Annotated in this window: 20 protein-coding genes; 7 read left to right on the forward strand and 13 right to left on the reverse strand. The window is 66.4% G+C overall.

The window, feature by feature from the left end; all coding sequences use genetic code 11:
• Positions 1-2 precede the first annotated feature (2 nt).
• Complete coding sequence (locus AC5P8J_RS05530) at positions 3-419, reverse strand: baeRF12 domain-containing protein (protein WP_019337746.1); 417 nt, start codon at positions 417-419, stop codon at positions 3-5.
• A gap of 162 nt (positions 420-581) precedes the next feature.
• On the opposite strand from AC5P8J_RS05530, the gene AC5P8J_RS05535 reads away from it, so the two are divergent.
• The 3 genes from AC5P8J_RS05535 to proP all read left to right on the forward strand — a co-directional run bounded on the left by AC5P8J_RS05535 (position 582) and on the right by proP (position 2,771).
• Entirely contained in the window at positions 582-809 is a 228-nt protein-coding gene (locus AC5P8J_RS05535; RefSeq protein ID WP_019337747.1) for a hypothetical protein, read from the forward strand.
• Between the two features lie 85 nt (positions 810-894).
• Complete coding sequence (locus tag AC5P8J_RS05540; protein ID WP_256202341.1) at positions 895-1,023, forward strand: hypothetical protein; 129 nt, start codon at positions 895-897, stop codon at positions 1,021-1,023.
• 260 nt (positions 1,024-1,283) lie between these two features.
• Positions 1,284-2,771: a glycine betaine/L-proline transporter ProP gene (gene proP, locus AC5P8J_RS05545; RefSeq protein ID WP_332329642.1), complete on the forward strand. Its 1,488-nt coding sequence runs from the start codon at positions 1,284-1,286 to the stop codon at positions 2,769-2,771.
• Positions 2,772-2,867: 96 nt separating this feature from the next.
• Here the strand turns inward: proP and AC5P8J_RS05550 are convergent, their stop codons facing one another.
• The 11 genes from AC5P8J_RS05550 to AC5P8J_RS05600 all read right to left on the reverse strand — a co-directional run bounded on the left by AC5P8J_RS05550 (position 2,868) and on the right by AC5P8J_RS05600 (position 15,103).
• Positions 2,868-3,497 (reverse strand): ATPase, encoded by a 630-nt coding sequence (locus AC5P8J_RS05550; protein WP_180876758.1) that lies wholly within the window; start codon positions 3,495-3,497, stop codon positions 2,868-2,870.
• Positions 3,498-3,500: 3 nt separating this feature from the next.
• On the reverse strand, positions 3,501-3,842 hold the full coding sequence (locus AC5P8J_RS05555; RefSeq protein ID WP_010485378.1) for a type II toxin-antitoxin system prevent-host-death family antitoxin: 342 nt from the start codon (positions 3,840-3,842) through the stop codon (positions 3,501-3,503).
• A gap of 71 nt (positions 3,843-3,913) precedes the next feature.
• Positions 3,914-5,500 (reverse strand): sensor histidine kinase, encoded by a 1,587-nt coding sequence (locus AC5P8J_RS05560; protein ID WP_019659843.1) that lies wholly within the window; start codon positions 5,498-5,500, stop codon positions 3,914-3,916.
• A gap of 9 nt (positions 5,501-5,509) precedes the next feature.
• Positions 5,510-5,914, reverse strand: a complete 405-nt coding sequence (locus AC5P8J_RS05565) for a response regulator (protein WP_019659844.1) — start codon at positions 5,912-5,914, stop codon at positions 5,510-5,512.
• Positions 5,915-6,050: 136 nt separating this feature from the next.
• Entirely contained in the window at positions 6,051-7,505 is a 1,455-nt protein-coding gene (locus tag AC5P8J_RS05570) for a porin family protein (RefSeq protein WP_495216681.1), read from the reverse strand.
• Between the two features lie 90 nt (positions 7,506-7,595).
• Complete coding sequence (locus AC5P8J_RS05575; RefSeq protein WP_019659846.1) at positions 7,596-8,360, reverse strand: Slam-dependent surface lipoprotein; 765 nt, start codon at positions 8,358-8,360, stop codon at positions 7,596-7,598.
• Positions 8,361-8,419: 59 nt separating this feature from the next.
• The gene (locus AC5P8J_RS05580; RefSeq protein WP_495216683.1) at positions 8,420-9,175 is read right to left on the reverse strand and encodes a HupA family protein; all 756 of its coding nucleotides are present in this window, start codon (positions 9,173-9,175) and stop codon (positions 8,420-8,422) included.
• A 27-nt stretch (positions 9,176-9,202) separates the two neighbouring features.
• Positions 9,203-12,322 (reverse strand): TonB-dependent receptor, encoded by a 3,120-nt coding sequence (locus tag AC5P8J_RS05585; RefSeq protein ID WP_495216685.1) that lies wholly within the window; start codon positions 12,320-12,322, stop codon positions 9,203-9,205.
• Between the two features lie 183 nt (positions 12,323-12,505).
• Complete coding sequence (locus AC5P8J_RS05590) at positions 12,506-13,462, reverse strand: FecR family protein (protein WP_227853845.1); 957 nt, start codon at positions 13,460-13,462, stop codon at positions 12,506-12,508.
• 85 nt (positions 13,463-13,547) lie between these two features.
• The gene (locus AC5P8J_RS05595; protein WP_021202290.1) at positions 13,548-14,048 is read right to left on the reverse strand and encodes an RNA polymerase sigma factor; all 501 of its coding nucleotides are present in this window, start codon (positions 14,046-14,048) and stop codon (positions 13,548-13,550) included.
• A gap of 128 nt (positions 14,049-14,176) precedes the next feature.
• Complete coding sequence (locus AC5P8J_RS05600) at positions 14,177-15,103, reverse strand: LysR family transcriptional regulator (RefSeq protein WP_134729068.1); 927 nt, start codon at positions 15,101-15,103, stop codon at positions 14,177-14,179.
• A gap of 150 nt (positions 15,104-15,253) precedes the next feature.
• Between AC5P8J_RS05600 and AC5P8J_RS05605 the strand changes: the two genes are divergently transcribed.
• From AC5P8J_RS05605 to AC5P8J_RS05620, 4 genes are all read left to right on the forward strand, one after another.
• Positions 15,254-16,120 carry a pirin family protein gene (locus AC5P8J_RS05605; RefSeq protein WP_495216687.1) on the forward strand — a complete coding sequence of 289 codons (867 nt, stop codon included), beginning with the start codon at positions 15,254-15,256 and terminating at the stop codon, positions 16,118-16,120.
• Between the two features lie 72 nt (positions 16,121-16,192).
• The gene (locus tag AC5P8J_RS05610; protein ID WP_495216688.1) at positions 16,193-16,873 is read left to right on the forward strand and encodes an isochorismatase family protein; all 681 of its coding nucleotides are present in this window, start codon (positions 16,193-16,195) and stop codon (positions 16,871-16,873) included.
• Positions 16,874-16,926: 53 nt separating this feature from the next.
• Positions 16,927-17,568: a hydrolase gene (locus AC5P8J_RS05615; protein ID WP_024956505.1), complete on the forward strand. Its 642-nt coding sequence runs from the start codon at positions 16,927-16,929 to the stop codon at positions 17,566-17,568.
• Between the two features lie 84 nt (positions 17,569-17,652).
• A complete protein-coding gene (locus AC5P8J_RS05620) occupies positions 17,653-18,051 on the forward strand; it encodes an OsmC family protein (protein WP_021202286.1) in 399 nt (132 codons plus the stop codon).
• 110 nt (positions 18,052-18,161) lie between these two features.
• Here AC5P8J_RS05620 and AC5P8J_RS05625 read toward each other — a convergent pair whose 3' ends face one another.
• Positions 18,162-18,491 carry a hypothetical protein gene (locus tag AC5P8J_RS05625; protein WP_005416760.1) on the reverse strand — a complete coding sequence of 110 codons (330 nt, stop codon included), beginning with the start codon at positions 18,489-18,491 and terminating at the stop codon, positions 18,162-18,164.
• Positions 18,492-18,568: the final 77 nt, after the last annotated feature.

The raw sequence follows: 18,568 nt of genomic DNA on the forward strand, positions 1-18,568 counted from the left end.
CGCTACGCCGCCAGTGCCTTCTGGATGTCTTCCAGCGGCGCGTTGGTCAGATCCTTGGCAATATCCCCGAGCAATCGCGCCTGGACCTCTTTATGCAGCAGCGGACGAATGCGGCCCAGCGTGGTCGGGTCGGCGATCAATACCAGGTGCGCATAGCGGTTCTTCAAGGCATCTTCGTTGAGCTGTTCGGCCACCTGCTTGGCGAACGTGGCCTCATTGAGCTGCGAGACCGACATGTCCTTCGGCACGGCACCCGCAGGCCCCTGCCCGGATACACCCTGCTCGCTGATGTCCTGCAGGCGCAGTTCGCCTTCCTGCTTCAGGGTCAACTGGTGGTTGCTGCCCACGTTGGTGAACACCCGCGCCGAACCACCGTCGGCTACCACGATCAGGGTTCCTTCGGGAATCGTCCGCGCCATTGCATCCTCCATCAATCCGGAAAGTGGGTGTGCGCTCCACCTTATGCACGCCGATGTCACCAGAGCGGGTACAGGATGTGATCCCGTCATCGCAATCTGCAATCAGCGCTAAATTTGTCCGCCTGCCTGCCGCTATGGCCTCCATCATCGCGAGGAACCTCTGTGTACGCTGGCTCACTGTTCCACGTCTGCTTTGCCACCAGCCTGGCCATTGCCGGCTGTGCCGGTTGCATCCACCAGTTCCTGCAGGGCCAACCGTTCTTCGCCCTGGCCATCATGCTCTCGGTGCTCACCATGATCGGCGCCGCACTGGTCACGCGGAAACTGGCACTGCCGGGCGCCTTGGCGATGGCCTGCACGGTGTTCGGTTTGGTGGCGAAGTCGGCCTGAGCCTTCTGAACAGGCGAGGTGGAACACAGCGTGCAGATCGGCCTGCTTCGCTGCATGCTCACGCCGATGCCGTTATGATGAAAGGATGATCGACACGACCCACTACGTGACGGGCGCACCTGTTACGTGGGAAGCACTGCCGACCGGCGCTTCGCTTGCCACGAATGCTCCCGCCCTGCATTTCCATCGCCTCGCGCTGGATCCCGGCGGATGACGCCAGCAGGCGCTCTGCCTGCACCCCTACGCTGATGTGATACCTGGCCGCTGACTGCTCGGCCGCTGTGATCCCGTTTTCGCGTCTCCGCCCCTGCGGCGGTGCTCTGCCGTGCGCGTGGCGTTGCGCCTGCACACATTCCCCGGCCCCCACGCCGCCTTCCGATGCCCCTGCGCCACTTGCGCCTGCATCGCCGTTTCCGATTTCCGGGATACACCACAGCACCCATTCCCCTATTCCATACCTACAAGGGAGCCCCTATGCAGGACACGCCCGATTCCCATGCCCACTTCGGCTGGTTCAAACGCCGCCGCCACCTGAAGGTCGATGAGATCACCGTCGTCGACAAGCCCATGCTCAAGCGCGCCGTGGGCGCCGCCGCACTTGGCAATGCCATGGAGTGGTTCGACTTCGGTGTCTACGGCTATCTGGCCGTCACCATCGGCCAGGTGTTCTTCCCGTCCAGCAACCCCACGGCACAGGTGATCGCCGCCTTCGCCACCTTCACCGTGGCATTCCTGGTGCGTCCACTCGGCGGCCTGGTGTTCGGCCCGCTCGGCGACCGTTATGGGCGCCAGAAAGTGCTGGCGTTCACCATGATCCTGATGGCGCTGGGCACGTTCTCGATCGGCTTGATTCCCTCCTACGAGCGCATCGGCATCTGGGCACCGGTGCTGTTGCTGCTGGCACGTGTGGTGCAGGGATTCTCCACCGGCGGCGAGTACGGCGGTGCGGCCACCTTCATCGCCGAGTATTCCACCGACCGCAACCGCGGCCTGATGGGCAGCTGGCTGGAGTTCGGCACGCTGGGCGGCTACATCGCCGGCGCCGGAACCGTGACCGCGCTGCACATGCTGTTGAGCAGCGAACAGATGCTGGACTGGGGCTGGCGCATTCCATTCCTGGTGGCCGGGCCGCTGGGCCTGCTCGGCCTGTACATGCGCATGAAACTGGAGGAAACGCCGGCCTTCCGCGCCTTCGCCGAGGAAGCCGAGAAGCGCGAGCACGACCGGCCCGGGCTCGCCGCGCTGTTCCAGATACATGGCCGCCAGTTGCTGGTCTGCATGGGCCTGGTGCTGGTGTTCAACGTGACCGACTACATGCTGCTGACCTACATGCCCAGCTACCTCAGCGTCACCATGGGCTATGCCGAGAGCAAGGGCCTGCTGCTGATCATCATCGTGATGCTGGTGATGATGCCGCTGAACATTGTCGGCGGATTGTTCAGTGACAAGCTTGGCCGTCGCCCGATGATCATCGGTGCCTGCATCGCGCTGCTGGTGCTGGCCGTACCCTGCCTGCTGCTGATCGGTAGCGGCAACGACTGGCTGATCTTCCTCGGCCTGATGCTGCTGGGCCTGGCACTGGTGTGCTTCACCAGCTCGATGCCGTCCACGCTGCCGGCGCTGTTCTATACCCCGGTGCGCTACAGCGCACTGTCGATCGCCTTCAATGTGTCGGTGTCGCTGTTCGGTGGCACCACGCCACTGGTGACCGCATGGCTGGTGGAACGTACCGGCGATCCGCTGGTGCCGGCCTACTACCTGATGGGCGCGGCAGTGATCGGCCTGGTCACCATGCTGTTCGTGAAGGAGACCGCTGGCCTGCCGCTGCGCGGTTCACCGCCGGCGGTCGGCAGCGACAAGGAAGCCGCCGCACTGCTGAAGAGCGATGTGCCGGTGACGGTGGACCCGATCTTGCCGCCGCTGCCGGACGTTGCGGAGCCCGAGCAGGTGAAGCCGGCCTGAGGCTCGCCGAAGCCGGCGTTGTACGGCCAAGCCCGCGCGCGGCTGCCTTTCGGGGGATCAGCCGAGCGTGGGCTCGGCTCTACAACGTACGCGCCCTCAATCGCGCGCAGCGTTCAACTCCATCGCACGCATTACGATGGGTTTGGCCCAGTCCGGCGTGTGCAGCAGCTCGGCCACCGAGACCGGGTACTGCAGCTGGCCGTGCGCCATCGCCAGCACCGGCAGCGGCTCGACGCAGCCGTCGGCGCCGGCGGGAGCGCTGTTGTCGTAGACATGCAGCTCGGCCAGGTGTGGCAGCAGTTCCAGCAGGTTCTCGCGTGCCGAATCGAAGCGGGCGTGGATCTTCTCCACCGGAATGTCATGGCCGCCGGCGGCCACCCGCGCTGCAACACGGGCAATGTGCAGGTCCACCGTGGCCAGGCCACAGAACCAGATCGCGACGTGATGGTGCTCGCAGGCCTCGCGCAGCAGGCGCGGAACGGTGTTGCCGCCCAGCGTGGTCTCGAAGGCGAAGTCCGTGCCATCGGCCATGGCCTGGCGCAGGCGGCGGGTGCCTTCCTGCCAGGCCTCGGCATTGGCGTCGGGCAGCGGCCAGCCCGCCTCTACCAGGCGGCGGGTGAACGAATCGGGGTTGAACCAGCCCAGCCCTTCGGCTTCCAGCCAGGTTCCCAGCAGCGAACTCTTGCCGGCGCCGTTGACGCCGGCCAGCACCAGGATCCGCCCCATCGGTCAGAGCGGACGGCCGAGGGTGACCTTGCGGCCGCGGCGGATCGGCTGGCCCAGCACCTTGCCCAGCCCCTCACCGCGCTGCAGGCCAGCCAGGGTCTGGTCGAATTCGCCGCGCAGGCGCAGCAGTTCTTCACTGCGCTCACCGGCATCGCTGCCGGCAGCCTTGGCCAACAGCTCTTGGTAGGTGCGGATATCCACGATCACCGCTTCGGGGTGGTTGTGGTTGGTGATGACCAGCGCCTGCTTCTCACGCACGGTACGCATCAGGCTCGGCCAGCCCCTGGTCTTCACAGACGAGGCCGGGGCCTTCTCAAGTCCAGGCAGATCCAGTGGCAGGGTCATGGCACGGCTCCAGGCAGAAGTGGATAATGGCCACTATACCCAATTTGGCCAAATTGGATATAAATGACGTTTCACGCGCCGGAGCCGGTCTGTGGCGCATCGGTCTGCAGCAGGCTGTCACGCTCGCGCAGTGGGAAGCGGATCCAGGCATCCAGCCCCTGCGGATCGAAGTGCAGTTCACCACTGCCGGCCAGCTCATAGGGCACGCGCTGCTCGATCAGCGCACGGCCCAGGCCGCGCTGGCGCGGCAGCTCCCAGTCTTCCACGGCGGCATGGCGTTCACACCAGTGCAGGCCCAGCCATGGCTGTCCGTCCTGCACCTGCAGGTGCCAGGACACGTCGATCCGGCCATCTTCATGGGTCAGCGCACCATGCCGCAGGGCGTTGGTCGCCAATTCGTGGATCGCCAGGGACAGCACTTCGGCCGCCTTCGGTGGCAGCAGTACATCCTCGCCCTGCAGGCGATAGGCGGCGGTGACCGGCGTCTGCGCTGCGATCTCCTCATCGAGCATGCCACGCAGGCAGACCCCGGCATTGGCGCCACGGGTAAGCAGGCTCTGCGTGCGCGCCAGCGACATCAATCGTCCGCACAACCGTTCAGCGTAATCATCCACACTGCTGACCGACTCACGGGTCCGCCAGGCAATGGCATGGATGGTCGACATGATGTTGCGCACCCGGTGCTGCAGTTCGGCCAGCAGTACCGATTGGCGCTCGGTGGCACGCTTGAGATCGTCGATGTCCACAGCGATGGCGAATACGCCCGTCACCTCGCCGTCTGCATCGCGCAGCGGCGCGGCGGCCACACGGGTCCAGCGCGCGCGCCCGTCGTCATGCTTGAACTGGAACTCCAGCCCGGGCACTACCGTCTCACCGCGCAAGGCCCTGGCTATGGCGAAATCCCTGGGTTCGATGCGCGAGCCGTCGGGGTGCCATCCCTGCCAGCGGTGGTGGTTGGGCAGATCCGTGGAGGGCACCTTGCCGGTGGGAAGGTAGGTGCGCATCTGGTCGTTGGAGAGCTGCAGGCACCCCTCGGCATCGACGATGCAGACGCCCACCGGCAGTACCTTGAAGGCCAATGCCAGGCGGCGGTCCGCCTCCCGCCGCTTCTGCTCTTCGCGTTCGCGGGCCGACTGGGCCACATGCGCCGCCGTCGTCTCGAACATGGTGACCAGCACGCCGCTGACGCGCCCCTCTTCGCCACGGATGGGGCTGTAGGTAATGGTGAACCACACATCCTCCAACCGCCCGCGGCGCGCGAGGGGATAGAGTTTGTCCTCGTAAGTGATGGTTTCGCCCTGCCAGACGCGCTGGTAGATCGGCCCGTTGATATGCCACACCTCGGGCCAGCATTCACGGGTCGGCTGGCCGAGTCCGCCGGGATGCTTGTCGGCCAGGATCTCGGCATAGCCATCGTTGTAGAGCTGCACCAGCTGCTCGCCCCACAGCACGATCATCGGGAAACCATGCGCCAGCATCAGGTCGACGGTGGCGCGCAGGTGTGGCGGCCACCGCTCATACGCTCCCAGCGGCGTGGATGACCAGTCATGGCGGGCGATCCGCGCAGCCATGCCATCGTGGCGCCCGTGCGGGTGCGCTGCAGGTGGCATGCCGCCACACAGCTCGGTGGCGCGGATGCCTTCAGGACGGCGCGACATGCCGCGCGATCAGGCGATGCCCGCAGAGACCTGCGGCGTCGCCACCAGCCCGGCCAGCTGCTGCACCAGGGCTTCAATGTGATACGGCTTGGTACAGCGCGGCGCGCTGGCGAAGCGGCTGGGCAGGTTGTCGTCGTAACCGGAGGTCAGCAGGAAGGGGGTACCCGCCTCGGCCAGCCGATCGGCCAGCGGATAGACCTGCTCACCGCCCAGGTTGATGTCCAGCAACGCCACATCGATGGGATGGGTATCGACCAGCTGCCCCAACGCCTGCAGGTCACCGGCAGGCCCCACCACCTGTGCGCCTTTCAGCTCCAGATAGTCGACCAGGAACATCGCGATGGCGAATTCATCCTCCGCCACCAGTACACGCAGCCCTTTCAGGCCCTCTGGTTTGTTGCCCGCTTCCAGCACGACCGGCGCTCCTCGATACACGCGGCCCACCTCTGCCGCAACGCCCGCAGGATGCGCGAACCGGGCTACAAGAGCGCGTGATGATGGATGAAGGTCGCGGCCACGGCGCGTTCACCGCGGCATTGCAACGCCGCGTTCAGAAGGCCCGTTCCCACTTCAGGCTGAGCAGGCTGCGGTCGTGGCTGTACAGCCAGCCGACGTTGCTGTCGATGCGCGCGTAGCGCAGGCTCAGGCTGGGTACCAGCCCGGCCACGGCCAAGCGCTCGCTGCGCACGATGGCGATCAGGTTCTGTTCGTCGTCCTGCCTGCGCGCCTCCAGCAACGGACTCCAGGTGTCGTAGTCGCGCTGGCGCAGCGACACGAATACGGTGGCCGTGGTGCCACTCCACTGCCGCGCCGCGCCCAGCCGCAGGCCGCGCTGGCGGTAGCCGTTGGCCGGGTCGGCTGCGCTGCTGTCGGTGACATCCAGCCCGGCGAAGACCGTCCAGCGTGGATTGAGAGCGCGGAACCAGGTGGCGTACAGCGATGCCAGCTCGCCGTCGTAGTTGCTGGCAAGGCCCTGCTGGCGATAGCGCTGGCGCTTCCAGTCAGCCTCCAGCTTGAGCAGGCTGCGTGCATCCAGGGCGTACTGCCATTCCGCGTGCACGCCGCTGCCGCCCTGCAGCGCATGGTTGCCCAGGGCCTGGTAGTCATAGCTGGGGGCGAGCATCACGGTCTGCCGTGCACTACGCCAGCTGTAACCCGCCTGTACGTTGGCATTGAGCTCGTCGTACGCACTGTGCCCGCGCCATGTCTGGCCGAAGGCGAGACCGCGCACGTACAGCCCATGATGCCCGCCGAGCACCCAGCGCCGTTCCAGGCTGGCGTCGTAGTCGAGGCCCGCCGCGCGCTGGGCGTCCGGCAGTTTCCGTTCGATGATGCAGGCGTCGCCCACGCCGAACAGGCAGGTGCGACTGGCCGAACTGCGGTTGATGTTGTCACTCCATGCCGGGCCGGCGGACAACGCGCCTTTCCAGCGCTGGCGCGCCTGCAGGGCACCCAGGTAGCCGTCCACGCGCGCGCGGACGCCGGCCGTGGCCGGATCATCGGCATTGATGCCTGCAGCGATGGCCGTGAACAGCGCGACCGCATCGCGATCGCGCTGGTCTTCCGCATAGACACGCGCCAGCTCGAGGCGGGCTGGCAGAAAATCCGGCTGCGCAGCCAGCAGGGCTTCGTACTCCTTCGCCGCGCGACGATGGTTGCCGGCCACCCGTGCCAGCGCTCCCTGCGCATGGTGGCGCAGCAGGGGATCATGCCCAGGCAGTTCGATGTACTCGTCGAGAAACGCAGCGGCGGCCTGCCATTGCTGATGCTGCAGAGACTGGTAGAGAGCCTGGCCCAGATCATCGACGGTGCGCTCCACGCGCAGCGTCTGGCCGTCGATGGTGATGGTTGGCCGCTCCGACTCGGCCTGCTGCAGGCGCTGCTGGTCCTGCTGCTGGTGGCGCAGCTCAGTGCCCTGTTCAAGCACGCGTCGAAGATCGTCCTGCTGGGCGCGCACATCGGTGGCGGCCAACAGCAGTACGACAAGGAAGATGGAATGGCGCATGGTCGATCCGTGGTGATGCATGCAGCGGGCCGAAGCAGGGACTGGCGGATCGCGGCTTGTCCCTGCCCTGCCCCGTCAGGGGCGTGGCGATCAGTTCTTGCTGCCGCCGAAGGCGGTGTCGTACTGGCTGTTGCCGCTGAAGGTGGCGATACCGGCCAGGGTGGCCGCGTTGGCGCCGAAGAACTGGCCCTGGGTGGTGCCGGCAACGCTGCCGTTGGCGGTGGCGGTGCCGGCGAACGAGGCGTTGGCGCTGTTGATGTTGGCGTTGACGTTGATCGACAGGCCTCCACCGCTCAGGCCACCGAGCAGGGTGCCATTGCCGAAGTTGGCGCGGAACGTACCCGACAGCAGGTTGCTGCCATTGAACTTGTTCAGGCCTGCCACGCTGTAGGTGGCCACGCCGGCCGGCAGCGTGGTGCCGGCACGGTCACCGACGAAATAGACCTGGCGGTTGTTGAAGCCACCAGCGGCGCCATCCTTGGACCACTCGCCGAACCACACATCGCCGCTGCCGACCTTCACGAAGTTGAAGTGGCCCATGCCGGAATGGCTGCCAGGGGTACCGGTGATCGGCATGGCCAGCGTGCGTACGGTGACACCATTGACGGTGGTCGGGGCCGAGTAGGCCGCCAGGCCCTGGAAATCGACCGGCTTGGCATTGGACACGGTGCCAACGCCGATACCGGCCTTGCCGGCCGAGTGCGGGCCGCCGTTGACTTCCGACGCACCCACCTTGACGTACAGCTGCGCATCGGTCGCCGGGCTGGCAGCGCCGACGATGTCGGCCGCCTGCGCAGTGCCGGCCAGGGCCAGTGCAGCGGCGACGGCCAACAGGGAACGGTTGATCATTTTCATGGTATTGCTCCTTGGGTTGAGGGAACTACGGGTACAACACAAAAAGGAACGGCGGCGGATCAGTTGCGCTGACCGCCGAAGGACGTATCGAACTGGCTGTTGCCGGCAAAGGTTGCGATGCCGGTCACCGCACTGGCACCGGCGCCGAAGAACTGGCCGCTGCTGGTACCGATGATCGAACCATTGGCGATGGCCGAACCGCTGAACGCACCGGTGGCGCGATCCAGCGTGCCGCTCGCGGCGAGCCTGTATCCGGTCCCGACCAGGCCGGCGGTGACGGTGCCGGTATCGAAATTCGCCCGCAGTGCGCCTTCCAGCACGCCGCTGCCATCAAAGCGGTTGATGCCAGCCAAGGCGTAGGTCACGATGCCTGCTGGCAGCGAAGTACCGGCACGGTCACCGACGAAGAACACCTGGCGGTGATTGAAGCCCGCCTGCGCGCCGCTGGATGACCATTCACCGAACCAGACATCTGCATTGCCCACCTGCACGAAGCTGAAGTGGCCCACGCCAGCGGTGGCGAACGGCAGGCCTGCGTCCGGGCCCAGCGTGCGGACAGTGGTTGCGCCACGCACCACCGTGGTGGCGTAGGGCACAAGGCTGGCCACGTCCACTCGCGCCGCGTTGGCATACGGCCCCAACGAAATGCCTGCGCGACCGGAACGGTGCGGACCGGCATTGAGTGTCGATTCGCCTGCGTTGATGTAATGGACGCCGTCCTGGGCCGGGCTCTGCCCGCCAGCGATGTCGGCAGCCATGACCGGCATGGAAGCCAGCAGGCCGATCGAAAGTACAAGGGTGCGGGGCTGTTTCACGGTTGATTCTCCCTGTCGAATGCGGACTCAGAAGCGTGCGGTGATGCCAAGCTTGATCGTGCGGCCCGGTGCCGGAAGCGTTGAGCGTGTTGCCGGGTCGACGTAATAGCGGTTGCCGAGATTGCTGCCGACCAGCTCGACGCTGGCGTGCTGGTTGAAACGCCAGCGGGCGTAGGCATCCACCGTGGTGATGTTTCCCCAGGTGAAGGGCACGTTCTGCCAGAGCAGGCTGCTGCCCCCGGCGATCAGGCGGTCGCGGTAGGCCTGCAGGTCCGGATTGTCGTGCCGCTGGTAGTGCACGATGCGGCTGCCCAGCTCCAGGCGCTCATCGAACAGGCGGGTGCCGAGTGACCAGTTCACCGACAGCTTCGGCGTGGCCTGGGTCAGCAGATAGCCGCTGACGAAGCCATCTTGGACGCAGTTGGGCACCCGCCCCTGGTCCGCATCCAGCCGTACCGCCGAGCTTTCATCGCAGACTTCGTTTTCAAGGATGCGGCTGATGCCCAGATCGGTGAAGAAGCGCCGGTTGTCGAAGCGCGCCTGCAGCTCGATGCCGCGGATGGTCTGCTTGTCGATGTTGTCGAACATGAAGTACGCATCACGCTCGATGACATTGCGGGTCTTGTGCACGTAGTAGGCCAGCTTGACGTCGGCATCGGCGGTGTTGCCGAACAGCCCGGAAAGGTTGTGCACGTACCCCAGCTCGTAGTTGTAGGCATGCTCCGGCTTGAGTGGATACAGCGGATTGAGGCTGCTGGAGAACGCAATGGTGCTTTCGAACATGCTGGGGAAGCGCACCGCCTCGCTGTAGCGCAGATAGGCACGAGCGGCCGGCGAGAAACGCACAGTCGCCGAGAACGTCGGCAACCAGGCGTGATCGCGGTGCCGTTCGTTGCGCCCGGCCACCGACTGCATCGCCCCGCCCCCGATCCTGCAGCGGATGTCGGTGCCGAGGACCATCGGCAGCAGCCCGGGGATGGCGGCGACCTGGCCGTTGAGGCAGGGATTGGTGGCTCGGCTGTAGTTACCGTTTGCATCGGGCAACCAGGGAATGCCGTGCTGGACCTCCCTGGGTGTCTCGTACTTGCGCAGCAGGTCGGCCAGCGACTGATCGACGATCCAGCCCATGCCGATGCTGTCCCAGAATTCCCGCTCACTCTCGAGTGCGTCGATCTCGCCCTGCAGGCTGTCCGGCCGCGGCGGCAGTTCATTCACCCGGTACTGCGCTTCGCGCGGCACGATCGAGGTCGTCTGCAGTTCCGGGTGGGCCTGCAGGAAGTCGTCGAACGCCCAGTAACGGCTGTAACGCACGCCGGCATTGAGGGTCAGGAAGTCGACCGGACGCCATTCCAGAGTGAGGTAGCCCTCGCCCTCCTGGCGACGGCCGGCACGCGGGTACATGCGCCAGCCGTCGGACGGGCCGAAATACGGGTCGCGCGAGCCGAGCTTTTCGTATTGCCAGTTGCCACCCACGGTCAGGTCGAGGGTGGAATGCAGCGCGAAGCGGTTGCTCAGGGTCAGACCGGTGCGGTCGTTGCGCGCATTGGCCAACGCGGTGTTGCGCAGGATCGGGCTGGCGTCCGGGTTCCATGCCGGGTTGCCTGGCGCGAAGTTCGGGAAGCCGCCTGCAGTGTAGGTATCGCTGTCTGTCTCCGTGCGCCACAGGTTGGCGTAGAGGTCCAGCCAGCGGCTGCCGGCCGGCTGGAAGCGGTACTCCAGGTTCCAGGCATCGGACGCAACCCGGCTGAGCGGCCACTGGATGCGCCCATAGTCCGGTGCCGACAGGATGCGCGACGGCATGATCTCGCCATAGTGGGACAGCGTTCGCCGCCAGGTCGCCTTCAACCGCTGGTCATCGTTGATCTGCCAGCTGCCCTTGACCAGCCAGGACTCCTGTTCGCTGGAAGTATTGGGCACTTCATCGCCGGGCTTGAAGTAGCGCGCCAGCGTGGTGATGTAGTCGATGCCCTGGTACTCGAACTGCTCGCGCCGGTCCTGGTCGTAGTAGGCGCTACCGTTGGACCCGGAGAAGTAGTTGCCGCGCTTGCGCCAGGCATAGGCGGCCATCAGGTCGACGTTGTCCCCACGCACGCCCAGCGCAAGGCGCCAGGCCTGGTCCTCGCCATCGAAGGGGGTGTTGCCACTGCGCGATTTCACCGGCACCACCAGGGTGCGGTCGTCGTAGGGCGAGTTCGGCGAGCCCTGCGGGAACCCCGGCACGGTGCGGTAATCCTCGCCGGTGTGCAGCCGCGGCAGGCGTGGCGCCACCGCATTGCTGCTGCCTTCGATCTTCAGCTCCCCGCCGAAGCGCTCACCCGTTTCCACGATGTCATCGACGTCGATGGTCTTGATCACCAGCGCGCCACCGATCCCGCTGTGCACATCGCGCACCAGCCCTGGCCCCTTGATGACCTGGATGCCACCCATCAGGTTGGGATCGATGTAATTGCGGTTGCTGACGCCGTTGTAGCCGCGCCAGACCGTGAGCGCCTGTTCGCCACCGTCGATGCTGACCGGCACCCGCCCCGGACCCTGGATGCCGCGGATGTTGATGTCCAGTGCGCCGCTGTTGCGCGCATCGCCACTGAACACACCGACCAGATCCTTGACCACGTCGGCCGGGTTGGAGCCGCGGTAGCGCTCCACCCGATCGCGCCCCGAATACGCCGTGGTCAGGTCCAGCGCGAACACATCATCGTAGCCGCGCCGGTCACGCGCCTCGCCCCCTTCCGACTGCAGGCGACCGGCCACGTCCAGAGTCTCGGTTACCCGCACCCCTTCCCCTTCACCCGCCTCCACTGCGGCCCGCAGGCTCCAGGTGCCGTCCATGCCGCGCTGTGCGCGCACGCCACTCCCGCGCAACAGCTGCTGCAGCGCCTGCATCTGGCTGTACTCGCCTTTCACCGCACTTGAGCGGCGGCCCTCCACCAGGTCACTGCGGAACACCACCTGCACATCGGCCTGGCGGCCAAAGGCACGCACAGCGTCGGCCAGGGGCTGTTCCGGAATCGTGTACTGGCGCAACGGCGCGACGACCGCCGGTTGCGCCTGCACGCCCGGCGCCCAGGCCAGCGGCAGCAATGCAGTGGAGATGGCCAGGGCCAGGGCGGTGACGCGACTATGACAGGCGGATGCCGTGGACGGCATGGACAGGAACTCCTCAAGCGTGGCGGAACCACGGGCACATCCGGTGCCGGTGGCATGTCTGGCTTGAGGAGAAACGGTGTTTCGCTCTGGCTATACCTCTATAGACAGGGCGATGTGGCGATTGCCCACGGTTTTTTCATGTTTTTTTTTATGCGACCGGTTCATCCGGGCATTGCGCGAGCCTCACCACACCAACAGCGCGCCGCCGGGCAAGCGCTGCACACGCAGCCCTGCCTGCGCGGCCACCGCATCGATGGCGGCCTCCGGTTGCTGCAGATGGAACAGACCACTGACCCGTAAGTCCGCGCCCTGCCCGCCCAGTACCCAGACCGGTGCACGACGGTAGCGCGCGAGATCAGCGATGGCCTGCGCGGCCGGCTGATCGTCGATCACTACCTCGCCACGCCGCCACGGCGCCATCGTCTCGAGATCTTCCAGCTGCACCGGCCGCAGCCAGCGACCGTCACGGAACACCCGTGCCTGCCCAGCATGCAGGCGCTGCACGCTGCCATCGCCTGGGCGCACATCGACCACGCCCTCGCTGACCTGAGTCACGACCGTGGTGTCCCGCATCGACACGCTGAAGGCGGTGCCCATGTCACGGATCTGGCCACCGCCGGCCTCGACCTGGAACGGTCGCTGTTCATGCACCACCTGGAACCAGGCCTGGCCGCGCAGCAGGCGCAGGTGCCGCCGCTGACCATCGAACTCAACCGCCAATGCGGTGCCCGCATCGAGTACGGCGGTGCTGCCGTCCTCCAGCTGCACCACGCGCGGTGCATCGCTGCTGCGCAGGTCACTGCGTGCCAGCAGCAACGCCTGCGGTGCGGCCGCGACCACCAGTACCACGGCGGCGGCACTGGCCAACAGCCACGGCAGGCGGCGGCGCGGTGCGATCGGGCGCCACCCTTCGCGATCAGCCGTCAGCCCTGGCAGCGCGGCCAGCACCTCTGGCCCGGCGGCATCCAAGCCCTGCCAGAAGGCCTGCTGCTGGCGCCAGGCCAGCGCATGGCAAGGGTCGGCCTGCAGCCAGCGCTGCAGGGTTCGTTGCTGACGTTCCGGCAGCGGGCCTGCACTGCACCGGATCACCCAGCGCAACGCCTGCCTGGCCTGACGCGGCGAGGGTTCGGACGTGTTCATGGTTGTGGCCTGCCGCACCACGAACGGGTGCGCCTTCCTGTTGTGACAACGGCGGGCGCGATCTGCCCACGGCAATCGCAGCTCATCAATGCACTCCCTGCTGATGCTGCTGGATCAACAGCGCCGCCCGCAGCACATTCTTGCCGACCAGGCTCTTGGAAATACCCAGCCTGGCGGCGATCTCGCGCTCGCTCAGGCCCAGGTAGCGGTTGAGCACGAAGCACTCACGCACCTGGGCCGGCAGCGCGAGGATGGTATGAGTGATCTCGCGCAGCTGCGCCTGGTCCAGCGCCTGCGCCTCGCCATCGCGGCTGGCCTCGGCCATGTCGAGGGCGTACTCGGCCATCGCACGCCGCTCGCGGGCGTCGGACTTGCTGCGGTTGAGCGCGTGGTGGTAGGCCATCCGGTACAGATAGCCGCGCGGCTCGAGGATGGGCGGATCGCCGGGCACGCTGCTGGCCTTCAGGTACAGGTTCTGCAGGGTGTCCTCGGTACTGGCCGGGTCGAGATAGCGCGCGATGAAGCGAGACAACGCACGGCGCTCGCGGATCAGCAGCTCGACCAGCGCCAGGGCATTGGGAGACATAGGTGCCAAGGCCGGACCGGGGAATGATGGGCGTGATGGCGACGGTCCGGACGTGGATTGTGGGCTGCGCGGCCGCAGGCGGCAAGCAGAGGCCCCGATATCATCCACGCATGGTGTGGTTGGAAGACCTAGGGTTCCTCCAGCGCCTCGAAGCGCTCGGCGAGGTAATCGATCAGCGCACGCACTGCAGGCAACAGGCCGCGTCGCGATGGAAACACCGCGTGCACGATGCCATGCTTTGGCACCCACTCGGGCAGCACCGGCACCAGCGCACCGCTGGCCAGTTCGCCGCTGATCATCATCCGCGGCAGCATCAGCAGGCCCACCCCGGCCACCGCGGCGGTGCGCAGCGCGATCATGTCATCGCTGACCAGCCGCGGGCGATGGTGCACGCTGGCCAGCACATCGTCCGGCCCGGTGTATTCCCAGACATGCTGCTGGCTGGGCGACGCCAGATCGACGGTCGGCATCATCGCCAGATCGGCCGGCACCTGCGGCGCGCCCAGCCGCTGCAACAGCGCCGGGCTGGCACTGGTGCACCAGACCCGGCGCGCCAGCACGCGTACCACCAGGTCACTGTCCTCCAGCGGCGGCGGTCGCACGCGGATCGCCACGTCCACACCCTCGCCCACCACGTCGACGCGCCGGTTGGTGGCCTCCAGCTGCACCGTCACCTGCGGGTGCAGGGCGAGGAAATCGGCCAACATCGTGCCGATGCGTGCATGCAGGATCGCGATCGGGCACGCCAAGCGGATCGTGCCGCGCGGCTCGGCGCGTGACATCGCAATTGCTTCTTCGGCCGCTTCGGCCTCGACCAGCATGGCCTTGCAATGGCGGTAGTAGTCCTGGCCGACCTCGGTGACCGAGAAGCGCCGGGTCGAACGCTGGATCAGGCGCACGCCCAACCGTTCCTCCAGCAGCGCGATACGCCGGCTCAGTTTCGACTTCGGCATGGCCAGCGCCCGGCCTGCCTGCGAGAAGCCGCCGTGCTCGATCACCATGGCGAAGTAGAACAGGTCGTTGAGGTCACAACGGCGGATATCTGCGATGAACACGGGGCGATCTCCTGCGGCCCACGGCCTGCGACCATTGTTCACCAGATAGGACTATGACGGCAAATATTGGCGCCTACTGGCCTCATTGTCGCGGCGATATCGTCTTCGCAACGAAGAACAGCGGCCGGCAGCCCCGGCCAGGAGATCGCCATGAAGCGTGTCACCGGTTCCTACAGCGCCCCCCGCCCGCACTGGGTGGGCGACGGATTCCCCGCCCGTTCGATGTTTTCCTACAACACCCACGGCCAGCACCTGAGCCCGTTCCTGCTGCTGGACTATGCCGGCCCCTACACCTTCGCTCCCAGCGATACCCCGCGTGGCGTTGGCCAGCATCCGCATCGCGGTTTCGAGACCGTCACCATCGTCTATGAAGGTGAGGTCGCCCACCGCGATTCAACCGGGGCCGGCGGCACCATCGGCCCGGGTGACGTGCAGTGGATGACCGCTGCCTCCGGCATCCTCCACGAGGAATTCCACACGCCGGAATTCAGCAAACGCGGCGGCACGCTGGACATGGTCCAGCTGTGGGTGAACCTGCCGGCGCGCGACAAGATGGGGTTACCGGGCTACCAGACCCTGCTCGACGCACAGATCCCCTCGGTGGATCTGCCCGATGGTGCCGGCCGCGTGCGTGTCATCGCCGGCCGCTTCGACGGTCATGCCGGCCCGGCGCGTACCCACACGCCGATGGATGTCTGGGACATCCGCCTGCGGCAGGGCCACCACGCCGAACTGCCGGTGGCCGATGGCCGCACGCTGGCGCTGGTGGTGCTGAAGGGCTCGGTGCGGATCAACGGCGGCCAGCCGGTCGGCGAGGCACAGCTGGTCACCTTCGACCGCAGCGGCGAGGACGTGTTCGTCGACGCCGATAGCGACGCCACCGTGCTGCTGCTCAGCGGTGAACCGATCGACGAGCCGGTGGTGGGCTATGGCCCGTTCGTGATGAACAGCCAGGCCGAGATCGCGCAGGCGGTCAACGACTTCAACAGCGGCCGCTTCGGCCAGATCGCGCACTGATCGTTTCAATGCTGCGGGTATTGGCCCGCCGCACCTTCCGGGCCATCGCCCACCTTCTCCAGGAGACTGACCATGTGTACCCCCGCCAACTTCAACGGTGCCCGCCCGGTGATCGATCCGGACAACGCCGCGATGCTGCTGATCGACCATCAGAGCGGCCTGTTCCAGACCATCGGTGACATGCCGTTCACCAGCGTGCGCGCCCACGCCACCGCACTGGCCAGGATGGCCACGCTGGCAAAGATGCCGGTGATCACCACCGCCTCTGTTCCGCAGGGCCCGAACGGCCCGCTGATCCCGGAGATCCACGACGCAGCCCCGCATGCCCAGTACGTGCCGCGCAAGGGTGAGATCAGCGCTTGGGACAACCCGGAATTCGTTGCCGCAGTGAAGGCCACCGGCCGCAAGCAGCTGATCATTGCCGGCACCATCACCAGCGTGTGCATGGCCTTCCCGTCAATCGCCGCCGTTGCCGATGGCTACCAGGTGTTCGCAGTCATCTACGCGTCCGGCACCTATTCGAAGATGGCCGAGGAGATCACCCTGGCCCGCGTGGTGCAGGCCGGCGTGGTACCGATGGACACCGCCGCGGTGGCCTCGGAGATCCAGCGCACCTGGAACCGCGACGATGCCCAGCAATGGGCCGAGGTCTACACGAAGACCTTCCCGAACTACCAGTTGCTGATCGAAAGCTACCTGAAGGCGCAGGAGGTGCAGAAGAGCCACGAACCGTTGGATTCTCAACGCAGCTGAGCTGTCCCGGTGCCGGCCGACCGCCGGCACTTCCCCGAACCAGGAGACCCATCATGTCCAGTGAACCGATCCGCGACCCGGTCAGCGACCACCTGCTGACCCCGCAGAATTCCGCCTTCATCATCATCGACTACCAGCCGGTGCAGGTGAACTCCATCGCCTCGATGGACCGCCAGCTGCTGGTCAACAACATCGTCGGCACCGCCAAGGCCGCCGTCGCCTATGGATTGCCGATCGTGCATTCGACGGTGAACGTCAAGACCGGCCTGAACAAACCGCCGATTCCGCAGCTGCGCAAGGTGCTGGGCGACTATCCCACCTACGACCGCACCACCATCAACTCCTGGGAGGACGTCGAGTTCCGCAAGGCGGTGGAAGCCACCGGACGCCGCAAGCTGATCATGACCGCGCTGTGGACCGAGGCCTGCCTGACCTTCCCGGCGCTGGATGCGTTGAAGGAAGGTTATGAGGTGTATGTGGTGGTCGACGCCGTCGGCGGTACCTCGCTGGCCGCGCACGATGCCGCGCTGCGCCGAATCGAACAGGCCGGTGGCCAGTTGATCAGCGTGCCGCAGCTGTTCTGCGAGCTGCAGCGCGACTGGGCACGTTCGGAAACGGTGCCGGCCTTCATGAACCTCTTCATTGAAACCGGCGGTACGGCGGGCATCCAGTTCTCGTACGATCGTACCGAGTGATTGCGTGGCGGCGCCGACCCTGGCTGGCGCCGCCCTTGGGAACGGTCGAGCATGGCTCGACGCTATAGACAGATGGAGAACGTGATGGCCTACGCACGCATTGTTTCGACCGCCGACAACTACCTGCACCACATCAGCAACGGCACATTCGATGTGGATGCGGACGAGCCTGCCTCGCTGGGCGGCCAGGGCAAGGGCTTCGCACCGTTCGACCTGTACCTGGCCTCGCTGGCGGCCTGCACCGCCATCACCCTGCGCATGTATGCGCAGCGCAAGGGCTGGGAACTGGGCGAGTTCCATGCCGAGCTGCGCTCGGAACGTGACGCGGATGGACGCTTCCACGTGCACCGCGTGCTGCATGCCAGCGCCGCGCTGAGCGATGCGCAGTGGCAGCGGTTGCTGGAGGTGGTGGAAAAGACCCCGGTGACCCTGGTGATGCGCGAAGGTGCACGCATCACCAGTGAGCGTGGGGCCGCAGCGTAGCCCCATCCACGCATGGCGTGGATCTACAGACGACGCTAGCCGGGCATGGCCCGGCGCTACCGGAGCGGCGCGGGGCCATCGGGTAGCGCCGGGCCATGCCCGGCGGCCGCTCAGCGCCGTGAATGCAGCACGGTGCGCTGGCGCATCGCGTTGAATTCCTGCTCCACCTGCTGGATATCCTCGGCCTGGAACCCGGCCGCGTCCAACAGCTGGTCGGCGGCGGCCGCCGCCAGCGGATCGTCGTCACGCTGGCGCCAGCAGCGCGCCGGCAGGAAGTAACCCACTTCGCTGCGCCCGCGCATGATCACCACCGGCCGGCCTGCATACAGCAGGAACTCCGCCAAGTGCTGGCGCAGCCCCTCCACCGAGACATAGGCCGGCCCGATGCCCAGCGATCGACTGGACGGTTCGGAACTTTCAAACAGCTTGCGACGGCTCATCCACTCCTCCATATGTGCAACGCGTGGTCTCCTTTCCCTAGACGGGCGCATCACTGCGCCCCCGCCACGCACTACCT

The sequence above is a fragment of the Stenotrophomonas sp. YJH_SMC_37 genome (assembly GCF_059370035.1).